Raw genomic sequence first — 23,972 nt, forward strand, 5'->3', positions numbered from 1 at the left:
AGTTTTTACCAATTTGTAGAGCGTAGAAGTGGTGATGTAGCGTCTTGTTATGCTGATCCCAAAACAGCCAGTGATGCCTTAGGTTGGAAAGCTACCCGTGGACTACCTGAAATGTGTAGAGACTCATGGAATTGGCAAGCTTCTAACCCAGAAGGTTACTAAGCTTCTGTTATTTTTAGCAAAGTTAATGTCATAAAAAAGCCCTGAAATATCAGGGCTTTTTTATGACAAGCAATTTAAATTGTTATGCCGACAAATTACAAACCATCCAAAAAGGCATCTAGATCATCATCAAGGGCAGCTTCTTCTGCTGATTGCTTAACTTCACCATCGTTAACTTTGTATTCTAGATTTTGAAAATATGCGCTTTTAACAAATGCGTAAGGATCGGTTGAGTTGGCAAGTTGTTGCTCCTGCTCTATAACAGATGCTCGACTTTCAATTGCCTTGATACCTGAACGCAGTAAGGTTAGGTAAAAATTTAAACTGTCTAAAGGGGAATAAGCTCCATCAACCACATCACCTACAGAGCTACGCACATCGCTTGGCCCCATGGCTGGAATCATTAAATAAGGTCCAGTACTTACGCCCCATTTTCCTAACACTTCACCAAACTCTTCTTCTTCTACTTGCAAACCTATTTCACTGGCTACATCAATTGTGCCCAATAACCCCACTGTAGAATTCAATAAGAAACGAGCTAAACTTATAAATGTACCGTCTATTTTACCTTGTAATAGGTTATTTAGGGCATAGGAAGGCTCTTCAAGGTTTTCTGCTGCATTCAATAAACCCGTACGCGCAAACTGTGGCATATAATCCACATAGGTAATAGTCACTGGTCTTAATATATATTCATCTAAAACATCGTAATTAAAGTCCCATAAAGCTCTGTTTACAGGCTCAAAAGGATCTTTGGGATCTTGATAACTTGCTGCTTGTTGCTGAGCAGCATCTTTAGTTGCACAACCCGTGAACAACATAAAAACTGAAATTAAACCGAATACAAACGTCCTATTCATTACAATTCCCTACTTATTAAAATACTTTCTCGATTCAATTCACTAGCACTTAAATTAACTATTTTATCTCCCTGAAGCTCGCCCGCTGCTTGGGCTACATTTCCATCAACTGATACCCTAGCTACCAATTTAGCTGAGTTTAATTGAGACAATGTATAACTACCCATCATGGCATTCTTATCAGAAAGCTCTATCACTAAAGGAAAATCTCCTAATGGCATTTTCACCACAGCAGCAGGCATTCTATTGCTACCTGATGCAGCTTGAGCAAATACGAACAAAAAACCAGAACTAGGGAGTTTTGCTTTTAACTCATCGCTAATATCGACTGTTACTTCTAGCTGTTTTTGTTGATTGGTAGACGTTTCATTGACATCCGCAACTAAATTGTCGCGACCTGAAGCCGTTGATTGTAATTCTATACTTAACTGCTCAATACGTTGGTTTATAGCTAGATAATTAGGATCCTCCCTATCCACATATTCACGCAACTTTTTCCAATTTTCCAAAGCCAATGCTTTATCACCAAGCTCCGCAGCTACCACAGCCAACATACCCATAGCACTAGTGTTGTCTTTTTCTAAGGATAAAATATGTTGCAATATTTTTCTTGAATGTAACATATTTTGTTCTTCGCCCGTCATCAACAATGCTTGAGCATAACTGGTTAGCGTACCGATATTATTGGTATCATATTTAACCGAACGTTCAAACGCTTCAATAGAAGTATCAATCCGATTCAAGGCACCTGATACTCGCCCCAACAACATCCAACCAATGGGATCTTCCGGCTTTTCTAACAAACGGCTTCTTAAACCCAAAGCAAAATCTTGCATATCTTCCAAAGTTAAATTTTCGTCACCTTGCAAAATACGCTGGCCCAATTCACTCGTTTTTCCTTGCACAACTAGCCAATGTTCAACTTTATTTAATTGACTAGCGTAATAGTAGGTTGCCCCACCTACAATTAATGCACACAGCAAACCAAGGGCTAACACTAATTGTCCACCAGTCTGGTGTTGCTCTTTGTCTTTAACTTCATCTAACAAAGCAAGTTTAAGTTCGTTTTCAGCTTGTTGTTTATCACTCTGGGTTAATAAACCTTGTTGCTGTTCTTCATTTAACTCCATCATTCTTTGACGAATTAAACTGGTATTGGTTAGGTTATGGGTTTGCTCAGATTGGCTTTTCTGTTGGCTACGTAGCCAAGGAAAAACAGCAATTAAAATGCCAAAGGCGACTAATAAACCCGCCCCGATATAAAATTCATTCACTCGTCACGCTCCAGTATTTGTTGAGCCTTTTCGAGCTGACTATGATCAATTTGTTGTACCACTTTTTTACGACTTCTGATTATCCAAGTTAGGGTAGCTACGATAAAAATCAAAGGTAACAGCCATAACCAAATGGTCATAGAATTAACTGGCGGTTCGTAAAACACAAAATCGCCATATCTTTGTTTCATGTAATCCACAACTTCTTGTTTGGTACGACCTTTACTTACAAGTTCATGCACTTTACGTTTTAAATCAATGGCGATCATAGCATCAGAGTCAGCAATATTTTGATTCTGGCACTTAGGGCAACGCAACACTTTAGTTAACTCTAAGAACAGGGCGGCTTGTTTGGGATCATCAAATTTAAACTTATCTTCCATCGCCATACTAGATGAAACACTGATTAAAAAGCCTAATGCAACTAACAGTAACTTAAGCATTATTCAGCCTCCAGTTGGGCATAAATCGCAGCAAATTTATTGGCCCACACTCTTGGATTTAAATCACCAATATGATGCAGACGTATCTTGCCTTGTTTATCGATTAAATAGGTTTCTGGTGCGCCAGTCACCCCTAAGTCTAACGACAAGTTTCGTTTCACATCAAAAATATTAAAGGCGTAAGGATTACCTAATTGGCTGTAAGTTTGATTCACTTCTTGCTGTACTCTTTGAACTGTTTTAATACCAAAATCAGGGTCAATATCTTGGTCATAATACAAACCAACTATATGTTTTCCTTCTTGCTGTAATTGTTTTAAATAAGGCAGTTCAATAGCACAAGTGGTACACCATACACCCCAAACATTTAATAGAGTGATCTTTCCAATAAATACATCTTGAGTGTGTTTTTTTTGAGTATCCATTAAATCGGGTAACACAAACTCTGGGACTGAATGCTCAAGCAAAGTCGATTCATGCTCTCTAGGGTTAGAAAACAAACCTTGATACAAGAAGGTCAACAACCCGATAAAGATGAAAAGTGGAATTAAATAGAAAGCCGTTTTATTCAAGATACTTGCTCCGACAAAGGTTGGGCAGTTGAAGAGTTAGCTGTTTTATTTGCCTTGTTATTTTTGGCCAAACGAGCCATACGGTAACGCCTATCTGATATAGACAACACACCGCCTAAAGCCATAATAAATGCTCCCCCCCAAATCCAAGTGATAAAAGGTTTAACATAAATCCGAATAGACCAATCTCCATTTTTCAATTGTTCGCCTAAAGCCACAAATAAATCACGAGTAAAACCAGAGTCAATTCCAGCTTCGGTCATCACATTTCGTTGAATCGGGTAAAAACGTTTTTCTGCCACTAACGAGGCTATTTTGTCATTCCCTTGAAACACATCAACATTAGCTAAGTCGGCTGTGTAATTTGGTCCTTGATGAGCAGTTACGCCTTTAAATTCAAATTCGTACCCTTGAACAACTATTTTGTCTCCAGGTGCCATACGCACATTTCGCTCATCGCTGTAAGCGCTCACTAACGCCATGCCAATCAAGGCTACTGCAAAGCCTAAATGTCCCAAGACCATCCCCCAATGACTACGAGTTAGTTTCTTAAGCTCAGAAAAATTAGCACTTTGATTATTATCTTGGCTACGGATCCTTTGTTGAATTTCCATGATAGTGGTCACCATTATCCAAAAACTCATCACTAATCCTAAAACCGCCATATAACTAACTTGATCGTAACTAAGATTAATTAATACCGCAGCACTTAAGCTTAATCCAAACGCGATAGTCAATTGTTTATACAAAGCTTGTGGTGATTGGTTTTTCCAACGAGAAAGTGGACCGATCCCCATAAACAACACAAAAGGCACAATCAAATAGGTAAACATTTGGTTAAAGAAAGGCGCTCCAATTGAAATCGAACCCATGCCTAGTTCTTTATGCACTAACGGAAATAAGGTACCTAACAACACCACTAAAGTCGCAGCGGTTAAAAACACATTATTGCCCATCAGTAAAACTTCACGGGAGACTAAAGTGTACTGGCCATTACTCTTAACTTGGGATGCACGCAACGCATACAAAAATAGTGAACCACCAATAATCACAGCCAACAAGCCTAATATAAACAATCCTCGACTTGGGTCACTGGCAAAGGCATGCACCGACACCAATACTCCAGAACGAATTAAAAAGGTGCCTAACAAACTTAAAGAAAACGCAGAAATAGCTAAGAATACCGTCCATGACTTAAACACCTTACGCTTTTCTGTTACCGCTAAACTATGCATTAACGCAGTACCCGCTAACCAAGGCATAAAAGCAGCATTTTCAGAAGGATCCCAAAACCACCAACCTCCCCAACCTAGTTCGTAATACGCCCACCAGCTACCTAGAGCCAAGCCTAAAGTTAAAAAAGACCAAGCGGCAATAGTCCAAGGCCTTGACCAACGTGCCCAAGTTGAATCCAACTGGCCTGAAATCAAAGCAGCAATAGCAAATGAAAATGCTACTGAAAATCCAACATATCCCATATACAACATAGGAGGGTGAATGATCATGCCAAAATCTTGCAATAATGGATTTAAGTCTTTGCCATCAATGGGATAAAAAGGTAATAAGCGATCAAAAGGATTCGAGGTGAGTAACATAAACAAATAGAAGCCAATACCAATTGCACCTAAAATAGCCAACACTCTGGCTACCATTTTCACAGGAATAGCCTTACTAAACAGGGCTACCGCCACTGTCCAAGTAGAAAAAATCATCACCCACAATAAAAATGAGCCTTCGTGTCCACCCCACACACCTGTGTATTTATATTGAATAGGTAAGGATGCACTCGAAGTATTGGCCACGTAAGCCAAACTAAAATCATCATGCACAAAGGCGTAAGTTAAACAAAAATAGGAAAAACCAGTAAATAAAAACATGCCTATGGCTAATGGTTTAGCCATGGCCATCATTTGTGGATGGTTTTTGTACGCCCCCCACATTGGATAAATTGACAATAACACGGCAGTTACCAGTGCCATGACCAAAGAGAAATTACCTAATTCAGCTAACATAATTAGTATTTAGTTCCTTGTGGCTTCTCTTGCGCTGCATTAACCTGATTAGGGTTAACATGTTTAATGCCTTTCATTTTTTCAGCTAGTTCCGGTGGCATATATTCTTCATCATGTTTGGCTAAGACTTCATGGGCTTCAATATGATTGGCTTTAGTTAGTACCCCAGTTGCCACAATTCCCTGTCCTTCACGGAACAAATCAGGCAATAAACCTTGATAGCTCACAGTCACAATGGGCCCGGTATCTTGCAAATCAAAACTTACATCTAAGGTTTCCTGATTACGTCTGACCGAGCCAGGTACCACCATGCCACCAATTCTAAGCCTTTGGCCGACTTCTGGTACCACGCCTTCTTTACCTTCAATAATTTCACTTGGGGTGTAAAACAAATCAATATTTTGACTTAGGGCGTATAACATTAAACCAATTGCGGCACCTAATACCAACACAATGGCAGAGACTGTCAATAATCGTTTTTTACGTCTGGGGTTCATTTTTCACTTCCGGTTTATACTGACGATCCAGCTTGTTTTTGTTTAGCGGCTTTTATGCGAACTTGCCTAGCTTGTTCTGTTAGAATTTGGCTCATTAATTTACGTTTTGCGAAAATCGAATCAAGCCATAAAAGGCATAAACTCAAAAAGCCAATACCAAAGGACAGCCAAACATATAGGCCGTATCCGCCCATGCTCCAAAAATCTTGAATACTATCAAAATACATGACGGTTCCTATTTAGTCGCTGTGTTAGATTGGGTTACGTTTTGTTGGGCAAGTGCGATCACCCAAGGGCGTTTCATTTCGCGCCTTAATATTTCATTTTGTATACGTAGCAATACAATTGCACCACAAGCCGATGACCAGCCAACTAAAGACACAAAAAACGGTAACAACATTTCAAGGGGCATTGATGGTTTATCCAATTTCATCAAGGTGGCTCCTTGATGTAAGGTGTTCCACCATTCCACTGAATAATGAATAATAGGCAAATTGATAATACCCACAATGGCCATCACCCCAGCTGCTTTACTAGCCTGTTGTTTGTCTTCAAAAGATTTATATAAAGACATCACACCAAAAAATAAAAACAGCAAGACCAGTTGCGAAGTCATTCTGGCATCCCATTCCCACCAAGTTCCCCACATAGGTTTACCCCAAGCGGATCCGGTTACCAAAGATACAAAAGTCACTACAGCACCAACTGCTGCAATGGCCATCATAGACATAAAAGCAGTTTTCACTTGCCACACTAAACCCACAAAAGCAGCGATGGCCATGCCCATGTATAAACTTTTAGACAAGATTGCACTTGGCACATGAATATGAAAAATACGGTAAGAGTCGCCTTGCTGATAATCGGCAGGTGAAAATGCCAAGGCCCAAATCGCCCCAGTTATTAACGCAACTAAACCTAGAACACTAAACCATGGCAGTAATGTTTGGCATAACCAATACGTTTTTTCAGTTTTTGCATAAGGATGTAACCATTTCCACATTAGGTTTGACTCACTCTAAGTGCATAAGCGATGGCAAATGGAGCCAAAGCTAAAGAGAAAAGAAACATGGCACCAATAATCGCCAATTGTCCAGAATATTGTAATTGCATTGAAGCTGACTCTACTGCTGACGTTGCAAAGATTAACAACGGAATAAATACCGGTAACAACAATAAAGCTAACAACACGCCACCTCGATTTAAGCCTACTGTCAACCCAACGGCTATGGCTCCAATTAAACTTAAAATTGGTGTACCAATCAATAAAGTAAAAACTAAAGCCCAATACATGGGTTCAGTCAGATGTAAAAACAATGCCAGTAATGGGGATATTATTATCAAAGGTAAAATACTGGTCAGCCAGTGTACAAATACTTTTACCAATGCTGCAGCAGCTAATGGCACCCCCGACAAGATCAACTGTTCTAATGAACCATCTTGGAAATCATCCCTAAACAAACGTTCTAACCCCAACAATGAAGATAATATGGCAGCCACCCATATCACCCCAGGACCTATCATTTTTAGTGTATTAGGTTCTGGACCTACACCTAAAGGAAATAAAGTAATCACCAAAATAAAAAACAATAATGGCTGCATTAGCTCAGCTCGCTGTCTATAAGCTAATGACAAGTCACGTCTTAACAATGCGCCCAGTCCGTTCATAGAATCAACTCGGTTATCTCGATTATAAAGAAGAATCCAGTCATTAAATACGATACTCCAAGGTCAATTCTTGGGTGGGGTAATCTAACTCTAATAATTGATGTGAGGTGATAATGACAGCGCCTCCTTTGGACAAATAATCAATTAGTTTATCGCTCAAAACGTTAATACCTTGTACATCCAAAGCAGTAAAAGGCTCATCTAAAATCCACAATTTAGCATCCGCTTTTAACCAGAGCCTAGCCAAAGCGGTACGCCTTTGTTGGCCTGCAGACAAACTTGCTACTGGAATATCTTCTAGCCCAACTAAATTCAATTTCTCTAAAGTTTGATAGATAGTGTTGGTATCAACTTTAACCTGATGAGAATCGCACCAATACTGCAAGTTCTCTACCGCGCTTAAGCTACCACTAACACCTAATTTATGACCGAAATAAACCAAGTTCGTAGCGTAGTCTTCACCACATTTTTGAATCTTTTTATCTTGGTAAAAAACAATACCAGACTCTGGTTCCACTAACCCAGTCAAAACCCTTAACAAACTAGTTTTACCCGCACCGTTAGGCCCTTTTACATATAATAAAGAGCCTGAATCCACCGACAAATTCACTTGGTCAAATAACAATCTATCTCGTTTAATTACAGACAAATTTTGGGTAGAAAGTACCGCCAAACGAATCCTCAAATATGATTTTAAAAGTGCAGTGATAATATCACAGCAATTCCTCCTAACCTACCTAACTCAATGTAAATTAGTAACAAAATATCTTTACAAACTGCATTTATAAAAAGCTTTAGAATACATGCCCAATCAAATTTTGGTGTACACTCATTCATTCTTTAATATTTAGGCCGATAAGCTATGTATGCCTGATATTCCAAAAACTGCTAATACCGCTTTATCACAAGCTCAGAGCCTAGTGAAACCAACAGGGCAATCAACCCAGTTAGCCACTGCAGACGTGTCTAGGCAAACTGTTGACGTAATTGTTAGGCAATTAAGCGGAAATTTACTCAATATAGTGAGATCAGCAGGCTTGTTAAATAAGCCTGCAATCTTGCCTCAACCTATTATTCAAGGAAATTTACGCTCAGAGCAAAGCCATACACTCAGAGCTACTTTAGACCCCAAACCTATATTAGAGTTTTTTTCCCCCCAGAGTGTTAACCAACAAAAGTTAATTTCTTTAAACAATCAACAAATACAAACATTACTTCAGCTGCCGCCTAAGCAACTGCTTGCCAGCTTAATCGGAGAGCAACACTCCAACCTTCAAAAAAATCTTTCCGTCAATGGAACAGTATTAAATAATACAAGTATACTTAATCATGATGTAGCTCCGGCAAAAAACACAACAGCAAAAAGCACTTTACTAATAAAATTGGCCACCCACTCAGTACCTATTGAATTAACCTTACCTAATACACAGAACGCAAAATTGAATGTTGGCGATAAGCTTGTATTATCGCTAAAACCCGCTGGTATGAATTGGCAATTGAGTGTGCAATCCAGCCAAGTTACTAAGGGAATTTTTGAAAACAGTAAACCAACAGAAAAAGCTGTTAGCCAAAATGTATTAATTCAGCCATCTAAAGCAGCAGAGATTGTTAAAGCAGCTTTAATCGAAGGTTCTTCCTCTAAACCTGTGCAACTAACATTGATACCAAAACAGGTGTTGCAACATTTGGCAAAATCTTCGCTCCCAGAAAGCCAAACACTAATAGAGACCTTAAAAAAAAATCCGGTAGACAAACTAAGTTTACAAATTGAGTCTGGTAATAAATTTCAACTTAAACTCGAAACTCATAAACCTATCGCGACTATTCCAATCACCAAAGAAATAGCTCAGGCCTTAGCACCACTTAAGCTGCCAAATCAACAAAGCATTATTAAAACCGTCAATCAGACACAGACATCTCCGCCCATTAGAGATATTAATACACCTTTACTGAATAACACACCTAATAAACCTCCTACAGAATTAAGTGTAAAAGAAACTACACAGCACCCTTTAGTAAGAGCCATTGTGCAGTTTAGTGATTCAGCTAAAAAAGTATTAACCGGCAAACTAGACTCACAATTCCCCCGCCCCCAAGCGATGCAAAATAATGATCGAATAGAAACAGAAAAAACTCAACAGCGCTCTAGTAGTCAAAAATCAAATATTGATTCAAATTTAAATATGAATGCAAATAGTAGCGGAGTTAGAGTCGCATCAAACAAAGCTGACTTAATAAGCCAACAATTAAATCCAGCATCGGATCTAGCAACAAATCAAACCAGCAAAACCAAAGTTGATGAACTAGCTTTAACCAACAAACAAACCGAAGCGCAACCAAACCTAAAGCAATTAGCCGAAAAATTAATTCAGCAGGTCTCTTCTAATCCTATTGAAACGAGTGTGATTAATCCCAAATTATTAAATGACAAAAGCCAACAACAGCAACTTATTCAACAATTATTACGGATTGTTCAAGCTAAAGCTGAAACGCCCAGTAAGGTACTAAAAAATATTGAAAACACCTTAACTGATAAGGAGTTTTTAAAGTCCTCACTAGACTTATCAACTAAACAAATAATTGATCACAGTTTACAGCAAACTAAAACGGCTTTACCTCAAGGTAAAGAGGTTGACGCACAAAACATTAAACAACTATTAACCTCACCTGTATTAAATTTGTCAACCAATCAACTAATTTCATCTGGCAGTAATCAGGGGCTAATCAACAGTTTAGTCACCCTATTGCAAATTTCCCTAAGTGCTCGTTTAGCGAAGAACCAAAATAGTAGAACAGAACAAGTAATACGTGCTTTAACTTCTATTCTGCCTAAGACAGGAAACACATCAGCTAAAGTCACTCCAAAAAGTTTGAATGAGTTAACGCAATTAGAACAAAAGCACCAATTAATGCGTGAAATTGGCCGATTAATGTCTGGTCACCAAGCTAACAAACTAACTAACGCAGAACAGATGTTACAAGGACAGGAGAGTATTTATTACAACTTACCTACTCTGATGGGTGGAATACTCAAAGATACCGAATTATTAATAAAACGAGAGCAGAACCATCAACAACAAAAAGACGCTGCAACAAGTGACAATCAAACTTGGCAACTTACGATGAAACTAAGTGTGGGTGAGTTGGGAGAGTTATTAACCAAAGCAAAACTTAGGCCTGATAATCTAGAGTTAAATTTTTATGCATCAAACGAAGAGGTGAAAATTCAGGTGATGAGTTACCTTCCATTATTTAAAAGAAAACTCAAATCTTTAGGCATAGAAGTAAATAAGAGCCAATGTCAGTTAGGTAAAATTCCTGATTCATTGCAAGCACGTCCCTACCACGTATTTCAAACTAAGGTTTAACATGGCACAGCAAAACTCATCTAAGCATAAGCAAAAAAGTGCTGTTGGTCTTAAATACCAACAGGGTGACAACAAAGAAGCGCCCAAGATAATAGCTAAAGGATTTGGTGATTTAGCAGAAGAAATAATTTCTTTAGCACAACAAAATGGCGTATTAATCCACCAAGACCCATACCTAAGTGACTTTTTAGCCACACTTGACTTAGGTCAAGAAATTCCCGATCAACTTTATCATGTAATTGCAGAGTTAATCGCATTTTCATTTGTATTACAGGGCGAGTTTCCAGATAGCTGGGCTAAAGAACATTCAAAAGTATCCAAAAAAGTGTAATCAAGCAACGTTTTACTAAAAGGTAAACTAAGGTTAGCGAACTATTGAAATTAAACTACTCTTTAATTTCAGTTATTTAAAATACAGCCGACACACTTATATAAGGAAAACTTTATTTTTTGCACAATTTTTTTGCACTATTGGTCTGTAACTTGTTCATTGCCAAGACAAGTGTATAGTGAACAAATATCTTTATGCTAAAGGGCTGGTAGATAAATGAAGATAAAAAGTGCAGATACATAAAAGATATACATAATTTTAGTGGCCTAAAGCAGTCATAAGCTCACCACCAGCAAGGCAGCTCAGAGATTTATGCAAAATTTTAGGTAGTAAAAAGTCAAAATTTAGACCATAACTAAAATATTCTTTGCCGAATATTAGATTATTTTAACAATATATTGTGGAGCCATTAATAATGTTGGTGAGTAAAAGCAAATACCTAGAATTAGAAAAACAATTAGCAGATGTCGTTAGAGAAAAAAACCTACTTGAACAAGAAAATCAGCAATATGTTCAACAAATCGGGACCCTACAATCTGCAGCTAATGCCACGCAAGAATTAGATTTGAGTAACCAAATATGGCCAAATTTACTTGCTTGTATTAAACAAATCAGTGGAATTAGAGAATCTGTTGCATACTCATATGAGCAAATAAATACTGAATCTCAATCTATTGAGCATCTAAATGAAACCCTAGGTACCGGCCAAGAGTCCATCAGCAATATCGCTTCAGGTATGGAAGAGATTACTGACAAAATGAAAAACATGTCGCAAAGCATGGCAAACTTAGAAGCCATTGCTGATAGCATTAATTCGTTTGTTGAAACCATTTCTAAAATTTCCGACCAAACAAACTTATTAGCCTTAAACGCAGCGATTGAAGCAGCTAGAGCAGGCGACGCAGGGCGAGGTTTCTCTGTTGTGGCTGACGAGGTAAGAAGTTTAGCAAGTAATACCAGTAAATCTGCTGAAGAAGTAGGTGGACTGATAGCCAGAATTAAACAAGATACCGAGTCTGGCGTTAAGTTTGCTAATGCTCTTGAAGAGTCAAATGTTGAGCTATCTTCGACAATATCCGGTTTAAACCAAAGTTATGGCGGGTTAAATTCAAATATTACTACCATGAAAAACTCAATCACTACGGCTGTGGATAGGACATTTATCCAAACGGTTAAATTAGATCATGTGGTATTTAAAGGCGATGTTTACGAGCTAGTTTTAGGGTTATCAAGTCAGGCTACAGAGTCGTTAAGCGATCATAGAAGCTGCCGACTCGGTAGATGGTATTACGGTGAAGGTGCAAATCAATATGCCAATACATCCGCTTTTAAATCTATTGAAAAGCCTCATGCAGATGTCCATCAGTTTGGCTTAAATGCAGTTTCACATTTCAAGAATGGAGAGACAGCACAATGTTTAGACTCCTTAGAAAAGATGGAACAAGCAAGCAGCCAGGTACTTATGTTGTTGGATGATATTACTTAACTTTAAAAATCCATTTATAATCATAACTGATTCAGGTATTAGTAAGGGGCTGCTGCTGTTTGACGTAAAAATTTACAACAGCCCCTATTCTTCACAAGTTAATGTCAGCCTACAGTCAATGTCCTTTAAAAAACGATTTACCTTGATGGGCACAGACTGCTCCTTTGAACCTGCTAACGATGACGAGTTGATTAACAAATCACAATCTTGCATGCTAATTTTTTGGCGAATAAAAAATAAATTAATATCATCAAATTTATCTTCAAGCAGAGGTACACTGCCCACATAATCTTGTGTGTCTTCAACAACGGTATAACTCGCTCCTTCTATTTCTCGGCCCAAAGTAATCGCTTGTAACTTATTTAATTTTAAAAACCGAAAAAACATCTGCATACTCATTTACCAATCGCTAAATTAATTAAATAAAAGCAAATTATCACATAGCCAAGTTTCAAATAATATCGATGTAATCAAAAGAGGTGTATTCAATTGACTGGTAGCCATTTCATTGACTACACTCAATTTACCTACTTGTTTCTATAGAAGTAAAGGTAAGGGATAAAGATGAAAAACAACCAAAACATCAAACAAATTATCAGCTCTAACCTGGCTCAAATTTCAACTCATGATGTCATGTCTAAGTCTATTTTAACCGTCTACGAAGGTTGGTCGATTAAGCGTTTATCACTGTTTTTTCTAAAGCATCATATTTCAGGGGCACCAGTAATAGCCGCTGACGATGAATTAGTAGGCGTAGTCACCCAATCTGACATCATTAAATTTGAAAGTTCTGATCCTGATAAACAGCAAATACAGAAATTAATTCGTGATTATTGTGGGCCATTTGGGCAAGAAGCTGATGAAACAGAAGTCGTACGAATTCAACAAAGAGCAAACGAATATTGCACAGTCAATTCTATTATGACCAAAGAAGTGTTGTCTATTGACCTAAATTCTCACCTTGATGATGCCTATAAAATGATGGTGAGCAAAAATATCCATCGTTTATTCGTAACACAAAAAGGCTTATTAATTGGTGTATTAACTGCCATGGATATCCTTAGAATGCTAAACCAAGAATAAACATAAGACTTTGTTATTATAAAAGACGGTTCTAATTTTTTTAAATAATTTGCACTAAGTTACTGAAAACACATTACAATACCCTTAATTAAAGTATGGGTATAGATAAATGTCAGAATGTAGTTTTTTCAATGAAAGTTTACTCAAAAAATATAACACTAGTGGGCCACGTTATACGTCTTATCCAACCGCATTAGAATTTAATACTCAGTTTACTGATCAAAATTTGACTACTGCATTGAGCCAGTCGCCTCATACTGATTTGTCTTTGTACTTGCATATCCCTTTTTGCCATAGCCTTTGTTACTACTGTGGCTGTAACAGAATAGTGACTCGGCATAAACATAAAGCAGACGAATATTTAGATTACATAAGTCAAGAAATCACCCACAGAGCGATTAACTGTAAACATAAAACTATTCGTCAATTACACTTTGGCGGCGGTACACCTAGCTTTTTGTCAGAACAACAACTTACGCGAGCCGTTGAATTACTCAAGTCTGAATACAATTTTGCTAAAGACATAGAAATGAGCATTGAAATTGATCCCCGAGAAATTGAACTTTCTTTGATCGATCATTTAAAAAAATTGGGCTTTAATCGCATAAGCATTGGGGTACAAGACACAAACATTCAAGTACAAGAAGCGATAAATCGCACCCAATCCTTTGAATTTATTCAGAACATTATAAACCGAGCCAAAAGCATCGGTTTTGATTCCGTTAATATCGATTTAATTTACGGCCTTCCCCATCAAACTCAAAACACCTTTAGTCAAACATTAGCAGACGCTATAAGCCTAGATGCTGATCGAATTTCCTTGTTTAGTTATGCACATTTACCCAGTCGTTTTGCCGCTCAACGAAAAATTAAAGATCAATGGTTACCTAAGGCTGAAGAAAAATTTTCCCTTATGAAACAAGCGGTAAACACCTTAAGTCAACAAGGTTATGAATTGATAGGCATGGATCATTTCGCTAAACCTAATGATGAATTAGCTATCGCCCAAAGAGAAGGCGTGTTACACAGAAACTTCCAAGGATATACCACACTTAAAGATTGCGACTTATTAGGTTTTGGCGTCTCTGCAATAAGCTCCATCGGTAACACTTTCAGTCAAAATTATAAGTCATTAAAAGAATATTATCAGGCGGTTACTGACTATAACCAAGCAGTAGAAAAAGGTTTCTCACTCAACCAAGATGACTTGATCAGACAAGCTGTTATCAGCGAATTAATGTGCAACCTATATATAGATAAGCAACAAATATCCAGCCAATTTAGTATCCAATTTGATCAATACTTTATTGAAGAGCTTAAAACACTTAGCACATTTGAAAATGATAACTTACTAATCAACCGTGAAAACAATATCCAAATTTCCCCCAGTGCCAGGTTATTAGTTCGAAATATTTGTATGTCGTTTGACGCCTATATGAAAAAACATCTCAAACAACAGCGATTTTCCAGGGTTATCTAATACCATTATTCGGCATAACTATTTTTGTGAAAACAACACGATCTTATTTAACCTGATCTCTGGATACCAAACCTAGCTAAACTTAATTTATAATTAAAATTCAGTAAATTACTCAATTAGTGACTAATTAATGTTTATCTCAGACAATATTTCAGTAAGTCGTTTTAATCCTTTTCCTTTATTAACCACTTTCCATGCATAACACAATTCAAGATGCGAGTTCTTGCTGACTATTGGTACCTCAATTAAAGAGCCACTTTCTAAGTGGCAGTTAATACGATGTCGTGGCAAAAAACCAATTCCCAGCCCCGCTTTAATCGATTGGATTTTATGTTCCACACTGGTCACATAAAAGTGTCTGCTTTTTTCAATTACATTTGTCGACCATGGAATACCATTTTGTGCAGAGTCATGCACTATGATTGTTCTATAGGTCAAAAGGTCCTCATTGATAACACTACGCTCCAATGCTAATAATTCATGCCCCCTTGGCACAACTAACAAGTTGTCAATAAAACCCATAGATTTAAGTATAGTTCCGTTCGGTTTCAAGTCAGGAGTCGCCGCTCCGATCAATAAATCCACCTTGTCATCTCTCAGCACTTCCCAAGCGCCGCTTAACACCTCTTCTGTTAGGTCGATTTCAATATTTGGGTGTTCGGTTAGAAATTGTTTGAGACTAGGTAGTAACTGGTTAACATCAAGAATAGAGTCAAAAGCAATTCGAATTTTAGGCTCCCAACCATGGGAAATGGTCTGAGTTTGTTCGGTAATGGTGCTTACTGCGGCTAAGAGTTTACGACCTTCAGTCAGTAAATGCCTGCCTGCTGGAGTTAATACTGAACGCCTACCTTGTCGAACAAACAGCGTCACGCTTAACTGTTCTTCTAATTTTTGAACTATATAAGAAAGAGCCGAAGGTACTTTATTAAGTTGCTCTGCAGCAGAGGCAAAACTCCCGCGACTATCAATTGCATCTAATACCTGAAGCGCTTCCAATGTAATCACAGATTGATACATAAATCTCTAGCCATTCATTCAAATTATTTGAACAATTTAAACAAATATTACTAGTTATTCAAAGATTAAAACAACAATACACTAGCTAACGGTTCAACAAGCACTTAAAACATTGATAGAGAAAATGATGAAAAATTCAATTATCCAGAAAATTACCAATACAACTGACACAATATCCACTATACCTTTACGACTTAGCGCAGGAATTATTTTTAGTGCTCACGGTGGCCAAAAATTGTTTTCTTGGTTTGGCGGCTATGGATTAGAAGGAACTGGTCAATGGATGGAATCAATAGGTTTAAGCCCTGGCTACCTCATGGCATTAATGGCAGGAAGCGCTGAACTTTTCGGTGGGATTTTATTAATACTAGGCTTACTTACTCGACCCGCAGCGTTAGTGTTGGCTTTTACTATGTTAATTGCCATTTTTAGCGTTCACATCAACAACGGGCTATTCATGAGTAATAATGGTTTTGAATTTGGCTTAGCCTTGTTCGCACTGAGTCTCGCTTTACTAGTGCAAGGTGGTGGTAAATATTCTATCGACAAAATTATAAATCAAAAATTTAAATAATATGCATTATCTGGCAGTCTCGTTTATTTAAGGAACAATAGCATGATTAGACATTATCCTTTCCAACAACTAGGAAAAGCAGACCATGGTTGGTTGAAAGCTAACCACCACTTTAGTTTTGGTCAATATTACAATCCACAGCGCATGGGTTTTGGAAAATTGCGAGTCATTAATGACGATAAGATTGAAGCAGGACAAGGTTTTCCGCCACATCCTCACAACAATATGGAAATCATTACCTTCGTCCGTACCGGACAAGTCGCTCACAAAGATAATCAAGGCAATCAAGGTGTGACTCAAGCAGGAGAAGTGCAGGTTATGAGTGCGGGATCAGGCATACAACATTCAGAGTACAACTTATCAACTCAAGCATTAACTTTATTTCAAATTTGGATAGAGCCTAACAAAAAGAATGTTGAACCTAGATGGGATACAAAATTATTTCCTCAGCAAGAAAACACAGATACTTTACCTCTACTTGTATCCGGCTATGGAGCGGATAAAGACAAAGCCCTCTATATTCATCAAGAAGCTAGGATTTTTGGCGGAACAATAGCAGCAGGAGTTTCTCTCAATCAAGCAATTGAGAATCAAGCCTACATAGTCATTTCTAGTGGGGAAGTCGAAATAACTGATAATCAACAGGTAGTTAAGTTATCAAAGGGCGATGGTGCTGAAGTGACCAATCAAGACGTTATTACTTTAACAGCATTAACAAAAGCAGAGTTATTGGTATTGGATGTACCTAACTAACCTAATGTGATGGTCTTCTCCCGTTTGATTGTTTGGTTCAATTCAATCATGGCACATAGCTAACGCTTAGATGCCGAATTAGGGAGGAGAACATCACATCAGGTTAACTAAAATTTTTTAAAATAAAACAAAAAACCCATGCTAAAACATAAATTAGCACGGGGTTTTAGTTCAATCGTCTATTTTACTAACCTTCTTCTTTTGCTACTTCAGGCACGACAGTAGAGGTCAATAACATATCTCTTAACTTTTTATTTAACTCATCACGAACAACAGGGTTTTCTTTCAAATACTTAGTGGCATTCGCTTTCCCTTGGCCGATTCGATCGTCGCCATAGCTATACCAAGCACCAGCCTTATTCACTAAGTTATGCTTAACACCTAAATCAATAAGCTCGCCGTCACGGTTAATGCCTTGACCATACATAATCTGGAATTCAGCTTGTTTAAACGGTGGCGCAATTTTATTCTTAACGACTTTAACGCGGGTTTCATTTCCGACAATTTCGTCACCTTCTTTTACAGCACCAATACGACGAATATCAACACGTACCGATGCATAAAACTTGAGGGCATTACCACCTGTTGTGGTTTCTGGAGAACCAAACATCACTCCAATTTTCATCCGAATTTGGTTGATAAAAATCATCATAGTATTTGACTGTTTTAAGTTCCCCGTCAATTTACGCATAGCTTGTGACAACATACGGGCCTGTAAGCCCATGTGTGAGTCACCCATGTCGCCTTCTATTTCCGCTCTTGGTGTTAATGCTGCTACTGAATCGACTACTATCACATCAACTGCGCCAGAGCGAGTTAACATGTCACAAATTTCTAATGCTTGCTCACCAGTATCTGGTTGAGATACTAATAACTCGTTTACATCTACACCCAATTTAGCTGCGTAAATAGGATCCAAAGCGTGCTCCGCATCCACAAAGGCACAAACTTTTCCGTTACGCTGGGCTTCAGCTATCACTTCGAGAGTTAGCGTTGTTTTACCGCTCGACTCAGGGCCATATATTTCAACAATACGCCCCATTGGAAAACCACCAGCACCTAGGGCAACATCAAGCATCAACGAACCGGTAGATATAGTTTCTACATCCATGGTTTTGTTATCACCTAATTTCATGATAGAACCTTTACCAAATTGTTTCTCGATTTGGCCTAAGGCAGCACTGAGTGCTTTGCTTTTATTGTCATCCATAGGAATGTCCTTTGTGGTTATTTTGTACGATTTGCAAACTATAAATGTTTAAATTGAGTAAACATTGAGTCATACAGTAGTTAGGCAGAAGTATACTGTATGGTTATACAGTTACAAGTGGAAATTGAAATTTTTTTGAAATTTCTTTTAGCTAATTAAAATGACAGTTTATTTTCTCAGCAAGTTCAATATATTAGACAAGGCGAACTCAATTGCTTTGATACGTACCGCTTCTCGGTTGCCATTAAAGTGTTGCTTTTTGCTCGACAACTGGCCATTGAGGTAAAATCCAAACCATACCGTGCCTACTGGTTTATCCGGCGTTCCACCATCAGGACCAGCTATGCCACTGACTGAAATTGCCACTTGAGCATTAGCTTGTTTGGCCGCACCGACCGCCATTTCTTCAACTGTCTCACAAGACACAGCTCCAAACCCAGTTAAGGTATTTTCATTAACACCTATTACTCTATGTTTAGCTTGATTGGAATAAGTAATATACCCTTGATTAAACCAAGCCGAACTGCCAGCGGTGCTGGTAATCGCAAAACCTAAACCACCGCCTGTGCAAGATTCAGCACAAGTGATTTGCCAACCTTTGGCTAACAATTTGTCACCTAATATTTGTGCTAGATAATTAATATCTTCGGTCATGTAGCCAGTCCTAAGATTGAACAAAATTAAGTTTGTATTATACATTTAGTCACTAGTTTACCTACACGTCATTTTAATTAGTTGCGACAGATTGATACATATTTAGTTGGATTATCATCCTAAAAATAGCAACAATTAGATAACACTTTTAGTCTCGCAGTTATAGGAGGACATTGTTTTGACCCACGTACTGTACCGTCCGGTTAAAATGGACGCTCGGCTTGGTGAACATAATGCAGTGGTGACAAAAGCATTTTTAAAATGCGCCCCTTCGGTAGCCATTTTATCCATATTAGGTGTATCAATAACTGGATTCATAAAACCTAATTCATCGTATCTTTGGTCATCGGTTAACACAAAAATAATGTTAGGTTGCTTGTTGTTTGTTAGACCAGAGCTATCTGCCCAAGACACAGTAACTAAACCATTGATAAAAAAAGTCAGTAAAATCAGCAAGCTTTGCCCTAATACAGACTTAATAAATTTGTGCTTCATTTGAAAACCTCACGTACAAAAGTAGATATAAGTTAATGTTAATCGCTGTTGTAAATTTAGGTATCTCAAAAATAACCTAAAATGTATCAAGCTGTCGCAAAACTTATTTATGGGACAAGTACCGACTAAATAATACAAGTCACCACTATCAAAATAATTGGAGGTAACTTTATGTTAACTATCGACTTAATGGCAGCTACAACCAATTAAGCTAGTTTAGATTTACCCGGAACAGGCACAGGATAATTCCCTTGCTCATCTGGCATTACCGGTGCTTTTACATCAAAAGTCATGGAGTCTTCATCAGGCACCAAAGTTAAGTTAGATTGCATCGCTTCATCCCACGTGACTTGTTTACCTGTGTAAGTTGCCATTCTGCCAAGTATGGCAGTCATAGTGCTTTTAGCGCCGTTGTCTGCGTCATTAATCACCTCGTGTTCTTGGCGAATGGCCGCGAATAAACGATTATGCTCTTGTTGATAAGGGTTAACGTCGTCTTCACCTTGGTGTTTATAAATCACACCCTTTTTATAAGACTTCAACTCAGACTCATTACTTTTGGTATAGGAGCTACCTTCAGTGCCTTGAAAAACTTCATCGACTCGGTTCATACAATTAGGTTGATGCCTACATTGACTCGATATCACAGCACCACTTGGGTAGGTAAACTCAACAAAATGATGATCAAATATCTGGCCGTGATCTTTGCCGTTACGGACTTCTCTGCCCCCCATACCTTGAGCAGTAGTGGGGTATTCACCAATAAACCAATTGGCCACATCAATATTGTGAATATGTTGTTCCAAAATGTGATCACCACATAACCAATTAAAGTAATACCAGTTGCGCATCTGGTATTCCATTTCTGTCATATTATCTTTTCTTGGCCGTACCCAAACACCACCACTATTCCAATACACTTGTCCTGACACAATATCGCCTATCGCCCCTCGCTTAATACGCTTGTAGGCTTCTAAATAACTGCGCTGATAATGCCTTTGTAAACCAACTACTACATTAAGGTTTTTATGTTTAGCCACCTCGGTTGCAGCCATCACTTTTTTAATCCCCGCCACATCGGTAGCCACAGGTTTTTCCATGAATACGTGCTTGCCTTGGGCTACTGCATATTCAAAATGTTGTGGTCTAAATCCGGGAGGAGTAGCTAATATCACTACATCAGCTTCATCAATGGCCTTTTTATATGAACCAAAACCGACAAATTTATGGGTAGGTTTTACATTAATTTGTGCGCCACCAAACATTTCATTTAAATTGTTATAAGAATCAGTCAACCTATCTTCAAATGCATCGGCCATAGCCACCAGCTCAACATTTTTATCAGCAATAAGTGCCTGACTTACCGCGCCTGTTCCTCGGCCGCCACAACCAATCACTGCCAACTTCAATTTTTTGTCATTTTTAACTTTATTGGCGTAGGCCGGAGACAAAAAAGAAGACGCCATTAATAAACCACCAGTAAACAATGATGAGTTTTTAATAAATTCGCGCCTTGGCATACTGTTCTTAACAGAGCTGTTTTTATTCTTTTTCATAATTTATCCATTGATTGATTGCTTTGTAATTTGAGGTTAACGACCAAAATCTTTAATCGCTTTAAGCCAGTATTCTTGCATTTGCTCTGGAGTGGGTTGTTGTGTGGGTACCACTAAACGAAAACCAACAAAAGGTGCGTTGGTCAGCCACCAGTTACTTTTAGGAATTTGCGGATCGCGCTTTTTCCATTTAGAAGTAGAGCCCTGTCTTGAAGTACAATTTTGACGAGTGATGTCATCTTTCCAAGACCCACCTCTTACCACCCTTGGATATAACTTGGTGGGTTTATTAAGTGGATTGTCTTGTGGAGAATTAGCATAAAAATCTTTACTGTACTGATCCATTACCCATTCAGACACATTGCCCAGCATGTCATGTAAGCCTAAAGAATTTGCTGCCTTCTGCCCCACTTTTGCATATTTATCTTGCGTATTCCCACTATGCCAAGCCACTGATGACAAATCATCTAACGTGTCGGTTTGACCTTTTTTACAAGCATATTCCCATTCGGCTTCAGTAGGTAACCTATGAAACACCCCAGTTTTTGCAGTCATCCAACGGCTATATTGCATGGCGGCATAGTGAGTCACATTAACAGCAGGATGGGTTTCTTTGCCCATGCCAAAACTCATTTCAACATAGGGAGTCGTCGCGCCCGTGACAGCATCAATACCCATCGCGGCTAGCTTTTCTGTAGCTTGAAACTGCTCAGAGCCAAATTCTCCAAACACAAAAGCATCGTATTGCTGCCACGTAATTTCGTATTTGCTCATCCAAAAATCATTCACTTTAACTTTGTGAGCTGGTGTTTCGGCAGGATCTTTAGCATCTTCTTTTGCAGAACCTATAATAAAACTGCCACCTTTTACAGGTACCATCTCGATAGAAAAGTTTTGATTTTTAATATTTTGGGTATAGGGCTTAAAGTTAGACTCTGAACTATCATGCGAACCTAAGTTTTCTTGAGCAACCACTTTTTGTACTGCAAGGGAAAAACCGACAAGCATAAGCCCAGTCCATATAAAACCCAGTAAAAATGTATTTCTCTTATTTAGGTTCATAGTTTTTATTCTTCTTATTCAAGATTTACACTTGTTAAGTTAACAAATCAAAAAAATTAACATTTTGTTTACTTTATTATATTTACTCACTTCGATAAACCATTGTCTCTAATAAGAATACCCAGACTAATTAAAATGCGCTCCAACACGCACAGCCATTAGATTCCTAAAATCTAATGGAAAAACCATAAAAATAGTGCATGCTTATACGAGTGTAAAATTAGCCAATGCAAATAAAATGGACTTGTTTTCAAAAGGAAATGGCATACAAACATCCGATACTTTATGTTTTCGTGACTTAAAAGTGCTATCTATCACTTTTGTGCTAGCAAGCCTTTGTTGTGTTAGTTGCGCGCCATTTAAGGATCAGTCTTTCTCGTCTCAAGAGATGTATCTATTCGATAAATATCACCCAAATAAAGTTATCTCAAATGGTGTGCAAGATAAGGTTGTTGCAACATTTTACGGAACAAGTTCGTTGTTAATCTCGGATTCAAAAGAAGCAATACTAATAGATGGTTTCTTTTCTAGACCTGAATTTCCTAATTTCCTTTTTTCTAATCTAGAACAAATAAATGAAAGTGATATTAAGGCGATAATCGATCCATCTTTAATCTCAAAAGATACAGTTTCACAGATAGTTCCGTTACAAAAGGTTATTGTTGTTCATTCTCATTATGATCACGCCATGGATGCACCGTGCATAGCAAATGCATATGGTGCTACATTGATTGGTTCCCAATCTACTTTGAATATTAAATGCAGAGATATCAGTATTAATCATGAGTCATTAATTGAAAATTTGGGTCCAAACAAACCTCATCAGGAATTAAAGGAACACGATCAATTCAAAATCACCATGATTCATTCAAATCACGCAAGTTATGGTTCTAAACTGGTTGAAGCACTCTTAGGGATTGGCAAAGAAATAAAGCAACCTCTAACTATGCCTGCATATATAACTCAGCTAAGTGAAGGCCAAAGTTATTCAGTACTGCTTGAACATAAAATGACAAAATTGAGGATTCTCATCCATGGAAGTGCTGGCTACAAAACAAGTGCGATTGCCAATGCAGTTGGCGATAAGCCAATTGACTGGTTGTTTTTAAGTGTAGGCGGATTAGACAGGACGGAAAAAAAACAACCAGGCTTCGCAAAGCAATTCTTGACCGAAACCATAGATGCTTCTAAAGCTAAATATGTCGTGCCTATTCACTGGGATGATTTCACTAGAAAAGTGACTACAAGCTTGCACCCGCCAAAGCCTCGCTTTGGTAACTTTTTTAAAGAGATAAAGCTTGTAGAACAACATTTAGACAGTAAAAAGAAGAGTCAGCAGTCCAAATTAGTGTTACTGAATTTCAACCAAAAAGTGACAATGAGTAAAGAAAATTTAACTAAAAAGCCAATGTAAA

25 protein-coding genes and 1 pseudogene are annotated in these 23,972 nt (G+C 38.0%); 9 read left to right on the top strand and 17 right to left on the bottom strand.

Annotated features, from left to right (window positions below; genetic code table 11):
• Positions 1-6 precede the first annotated feature (6 nt).
• Positions 7-162 (top strand): annotated as a pseudogene (locus tag L0668_RS10095) (UDP-glucose 4-epimerase GalE); the annotation flags it as partial.
• Between the two features lie 95 nt (positions 163-257).
• Here L0668_RS10095 and L0668_RS10100 read toward each other — a convergent pair.
• Genes L0668_RS10100 through ccmA form a run of 10 tightly spaced genes read right to left on the bottom strand, consistent with a single transcriptional unit; the run spans position 258 to position 8,158 of the window.
• The gene (locus L0668_RS10100) at positions 258-983 is read right to left on the bottom strand and encodes an MlaA family lipoprotein (protein WP_370659896.1); all 726 of its coding nucleotides are present in this window, start codon (positions 981-983) and stop codon (positions 258-260) included.
• Between the two features lie 38 nt (positions 984-1,021).
• Entirely contained in the window at positions 1,022-2,296 is a 1,275-nt protein-coding gene (gene ccmI, locus L0668_RS10105) for a c-type cytochrome biogenesis protein CcmI (RefSeq protein ID WP_235312255.1), read from the bottom strand.
• Positions 2,293-2,739 carry a cytochrome c-type biogenesis protein gene (locus L0668_RS10110; RefSeq protein WP_235312256.1) on the bottom strand — a complete coding sequence of 149 codons (447 nt, stop codon included), beginning with the start codon at positions 2,737-2,739 and terminating at the stop codon, positions 2,293-2,295. Before L0668_RS10110 ends, ccmI begins: the two co-directional genes overlap by 4 nt.
• Positions 2,739-3,311 (bottom strand): redoxin family protein, encoded by a 573-nt coding sequence (locus tag L0668_RS10115; RefSeq protein ID WP_235312257.1) that lies wholly within the window; start codon positions 3,309-3,311, stop codon positions 2,739-2,741. Before L0668_RS10115 ends, L0668_RS10110 begins: the two co-directional genes overlap by 1 nt.
• Entirely contained in the window at positions 3,308-5,323 is a 2,016-nt protein-coding gene (locus tag L0668_RS10120) for a heme lyase CcmF/NrfE family subunit (protein WP_235312258.1), read from the bottom strand. The genes L0668_RS10115 and L0668_RS10120 overlap by 4 nt, the downstream gene beginning before the upstream one ends.
• 2 nt (positions 5,324-5,325) lie before the next feature.
• Entirely contained in the window at positions 5,326-5,820 is a 495-nt protein-coding gene (ccmE, locus tag L0668_RS10125) for a cytochrome c maturation protein CcmE (protein WP_235312259.1), read from the bottom strand.
• 14 nt (positions 5,821-5,834) lie between these two features.
• Positions 5,835-6,047 carry a heme exporter protein CcmD gene (gene ccmD / locus L0668_RS10130; RefSeq protein ID WP_235312260.1) on the bottom strand — a complete coding sequence of 71 codons (213 nt, stop codon included), beginning with the start codon at positions 6,045-6,047 and terminating at the stop codon, positions 5,835-5,837.
• Between the two features lie 8 nt (positions 6,048-6,055).
• The gene (locus L0668_RS10135) at positions 6,056-6,820 is read right to left on the bottom strand and encodes a heme ABC transporter permease (RefSeq protein WP_235312261.1); all 765 of its coding nucleotides are present in this window, start codon (positions 6,818-6,820) and stop codon (positions 6,056-6,058) included.
• Positions 6,820-7,485 (bottom strand): heme exporter protein CcmB, encoded by a 666-nt coding sequence (gene ccmB, locus L0668_RS10140; RefSeq protein WP_235312263.1) that lies wholly within the window; start codon positions 7,483-7,485, stop codon positions 6,820-6,822. The genes L0668_RS10135 and ccmB overlap by 1 nt, the downstream gene beginning before the upstream one ends.
• A 43-nt stretch (positions 7,486-7,528) precedes the next feature.
• A complete protein-coding gene (ccmA, locus tag L0668_RS10145) occupies positions 7,529-8,158 on the bottom strand; it encodes a cytochrome c biogenesis heme-transporting ATPase CcmA (protein ID WP_235312265.1) in 630 nt (209 codons plus the stop codon).
• A 193-nt stretch (positions 8,159-8,351) separates the two neighbouring features.
• Between ccmA and fliK the strand changes: the two genes are divergently transcribed.
• From fliK to L0668_RS20720, 3 genes are all read left to right on the top strand, one after another.
• Positions 8,352-10,853 carry a flagellar hook-length control protein FliK gene (gene fliK / locus L0668_RS10150; protein ID WP_235312267.1) on the top strand — a complete coding sequence of 834 codons (2,502 nt, stop codon included), beginning with the start codon at positions 8,352-8,354 and terminating at the stop codon, positions 10,851-10,853.
• Between the two features lies 1 nt (position 10,854).
• Positions 10,855-11,184 carry an EscU/YscU/HrcU family type III secretion system export apparatus switch protein gene (locus L0668_RS10155; RefSeq protein WP_235312268.1) on the top strand — a complete coding sequence of 110 codons (330 nt, stop codon included), beginning with the start codon at positions 10,855-10,857 and terminating at the stop codon, positions 11,182-11,184.
• Between the two features lie 415 nt (positions 11,185-11,599).
• Positions 11,600-12,670: a methyl-accepting chemotaxis protein gene (locus L0668_RS20720; protein WP_284439653.1), complete on the top strand. Its 1,071-nt coding sequence runs from the start codon at positions 11,600-11,602 to the stop codon at positions 12,668-12,670.
• An 84-nt stretch (positions 12,671-12,754) separates the two neighbouring features.
• On the opposite strand, the gene L0668_RS10170 is transcribed toward L0668_RS20720, so the two are convergent.
• Entirely contained in the window at positions 12,755-13,063 is a 309-nt protein-coding gene (locus L0668_RS10170) for a hypothetical protein (protein ID WP_235312269.1), read from the bottom strand.
• A gap of 171 nt (positions 13,064-13,234) precedes the next feature.
• Between L0668_RS10170 and L0668_RS10175 the strand changes: the two genes are divergently transcribed.
• Together L0668_RS10175 and hemN are read left to right on the top strand one after the other, a co-directional pair.
• Positions 13,235-13,753, top strand: a complete 519-nt coding sequence (locus L0668_RS10175; protein ID WP_235312270.1) for a CBS domain-containing protein — start codon at positions 13,235-13,237, stop codon at positions 13,751-13,753.
• A 109-nt stretch (positions 13,754-13,862) separates the two neighbouring features.
• A complete protein-coding gene (gene hemN, locus L0668_RS10180) occupies positions 13,863-15,233 on the top strand; it encodes an oxygen-independent coproporphyrinogen III oxidase (protein ID WP_235312271.1) in 1,371 nt (456 codons plus the stop codon).
• 123 nt (positions 15,234-15,356) lie between these two features.
• Here hemN and L0668_RS10185 read toward each other — a convergent pair whose 3' ends face one another.
• Entirely contained in the window at positions 15,357-16,253 is an 897-nt protein-coding gene (locus L0668_RS10185) for a LysR substrate-binding domain-containing protein (protein WP_235312272.1), read from the bottom strand.
• 127 nt (positions 16,254-16,380) lie between these two features.
• On the opposite strand from L0668_RS10185, the gene L0668_RS10190 reads away from it, so the two are divergent.
• Both L0668_RS10190 and L0668_RS10195 read left to right on the top strand, forming a co-directional pair.
• Positions 16,381-16,827: a DoxX family protein gene (locus L0668_RS10190; protein ID WP_235312273.1), complete on the top strand. Its 447-nt coding sequence runs from the start codon at positions 16,381-16,383 to the stop codon at positions 16,825-16,827.
• A 42-nt stretch (positions 16,828-16,869) separates the two neighbouring features.
• On the top strand, positions 16,870-17,580 hold the full coding sequence (locus tag L0668_RS10195; protein WP_235312275.1) for a pirin family protein: 711 nt from the start codon (positions 16,870-16,872) through the stop codon (positions 17,578-17,580).
• A 187-nt stretch (positions 17,581-17,767) separates the two neighbouring features.
• On the opposite strand, the gene recA is transcribed toward L0668_RS10195, so the two are convergent.
• The 5 genes from recA to L0668_RS10220 form a co-directional block, all read right to left on the bottom strand.
• Positions 17,768-18,790 (bottom strand): recombinase RecA, encoded by a 1,023-nt coding sequence (gene recA / locus L0668_RS10200; protein WP_235312277.1) that lies wholly within the window; start codon positions 18,788-18,790, stop codon positions 17,768-17,770.
• 168 nt (positions 18,791-18,958) lie between these two features.
• Positions 18,959-19,444, bottom strand: a complete 486-nt coding sequence (locus tag L0668_RS10205) for a nicotinamide-nucleotide amidohydrolase family protein (protein ID WP_235312278.1) — start codon at positions 19,442-19,444, stop codon at positions 18,959-18,961.
• A 135-nt stretch (positions 19,445-19,579) separates the two neighbouring features.
• Complete coding sequence (locus L0668_RS10210; protein ID WP_235312280.1) at positions 19,580-19,939, bottom strand: sulfatase-like hydrolase/transferase; 360 nt, start codon at positions 19,937-19,939, stop codon at positions 19,580-19,582.
• A gap of 206 nt (positions 19,940-20,145) precedes the next feature.
• Positions 20,146-21,495: a Gfo/Idh/MocA family protein gene (locus L0668_RS10215; protein ID WP_235312282.1), complete on the bottom strand. Its 1,350-nt coding sequence runs from the start codon at positions 21,493-21,495 to the stop codon at positions 20,146-20,148.
• 36 nt (positions 21,496-21,531) lie between these two features.
• Positions 21,532-22,557: a formylglycine-generating enzyme family protein gene (locus L0668_RS10220; RefSeq protein ID WP_235312284.1), complete on the bottom strand. Its 1,026-nt coding sequence runs from the start codon at positions 22,555-22,557 to the stop codon at positions 21,532-21,534.
• Positions 22,558-22,795: 238 nt separating this feature from the next.
• Here L0668_RS10220 and L0668_RS10225 point away from each other — a divergent pair, with 238 nt between their 5' ends.
• A complete protein-coding gene (locus L0668_RS10225; protein ID WP_235312286.1) occupies positions 22,796-23,971 on the top strand; it encodes an MBL fold metallo-hydrolase in 1,176 nt (391 codons plus the stop codon).
• The last annotated feature ends 1 nt before the right edge of the window (position 23,972 follow it).

This window comes from Paraglaciecola algarum, assembly GCF_021532655.1.
GTDB classification, from domain to species: domain Bacteria; phylum Pseudomonadota; class Gammaproteobacteria; order Enterobacterales; family Alteromonadaceae; genus Paraglaciecola; species Paraglaciecola algarum.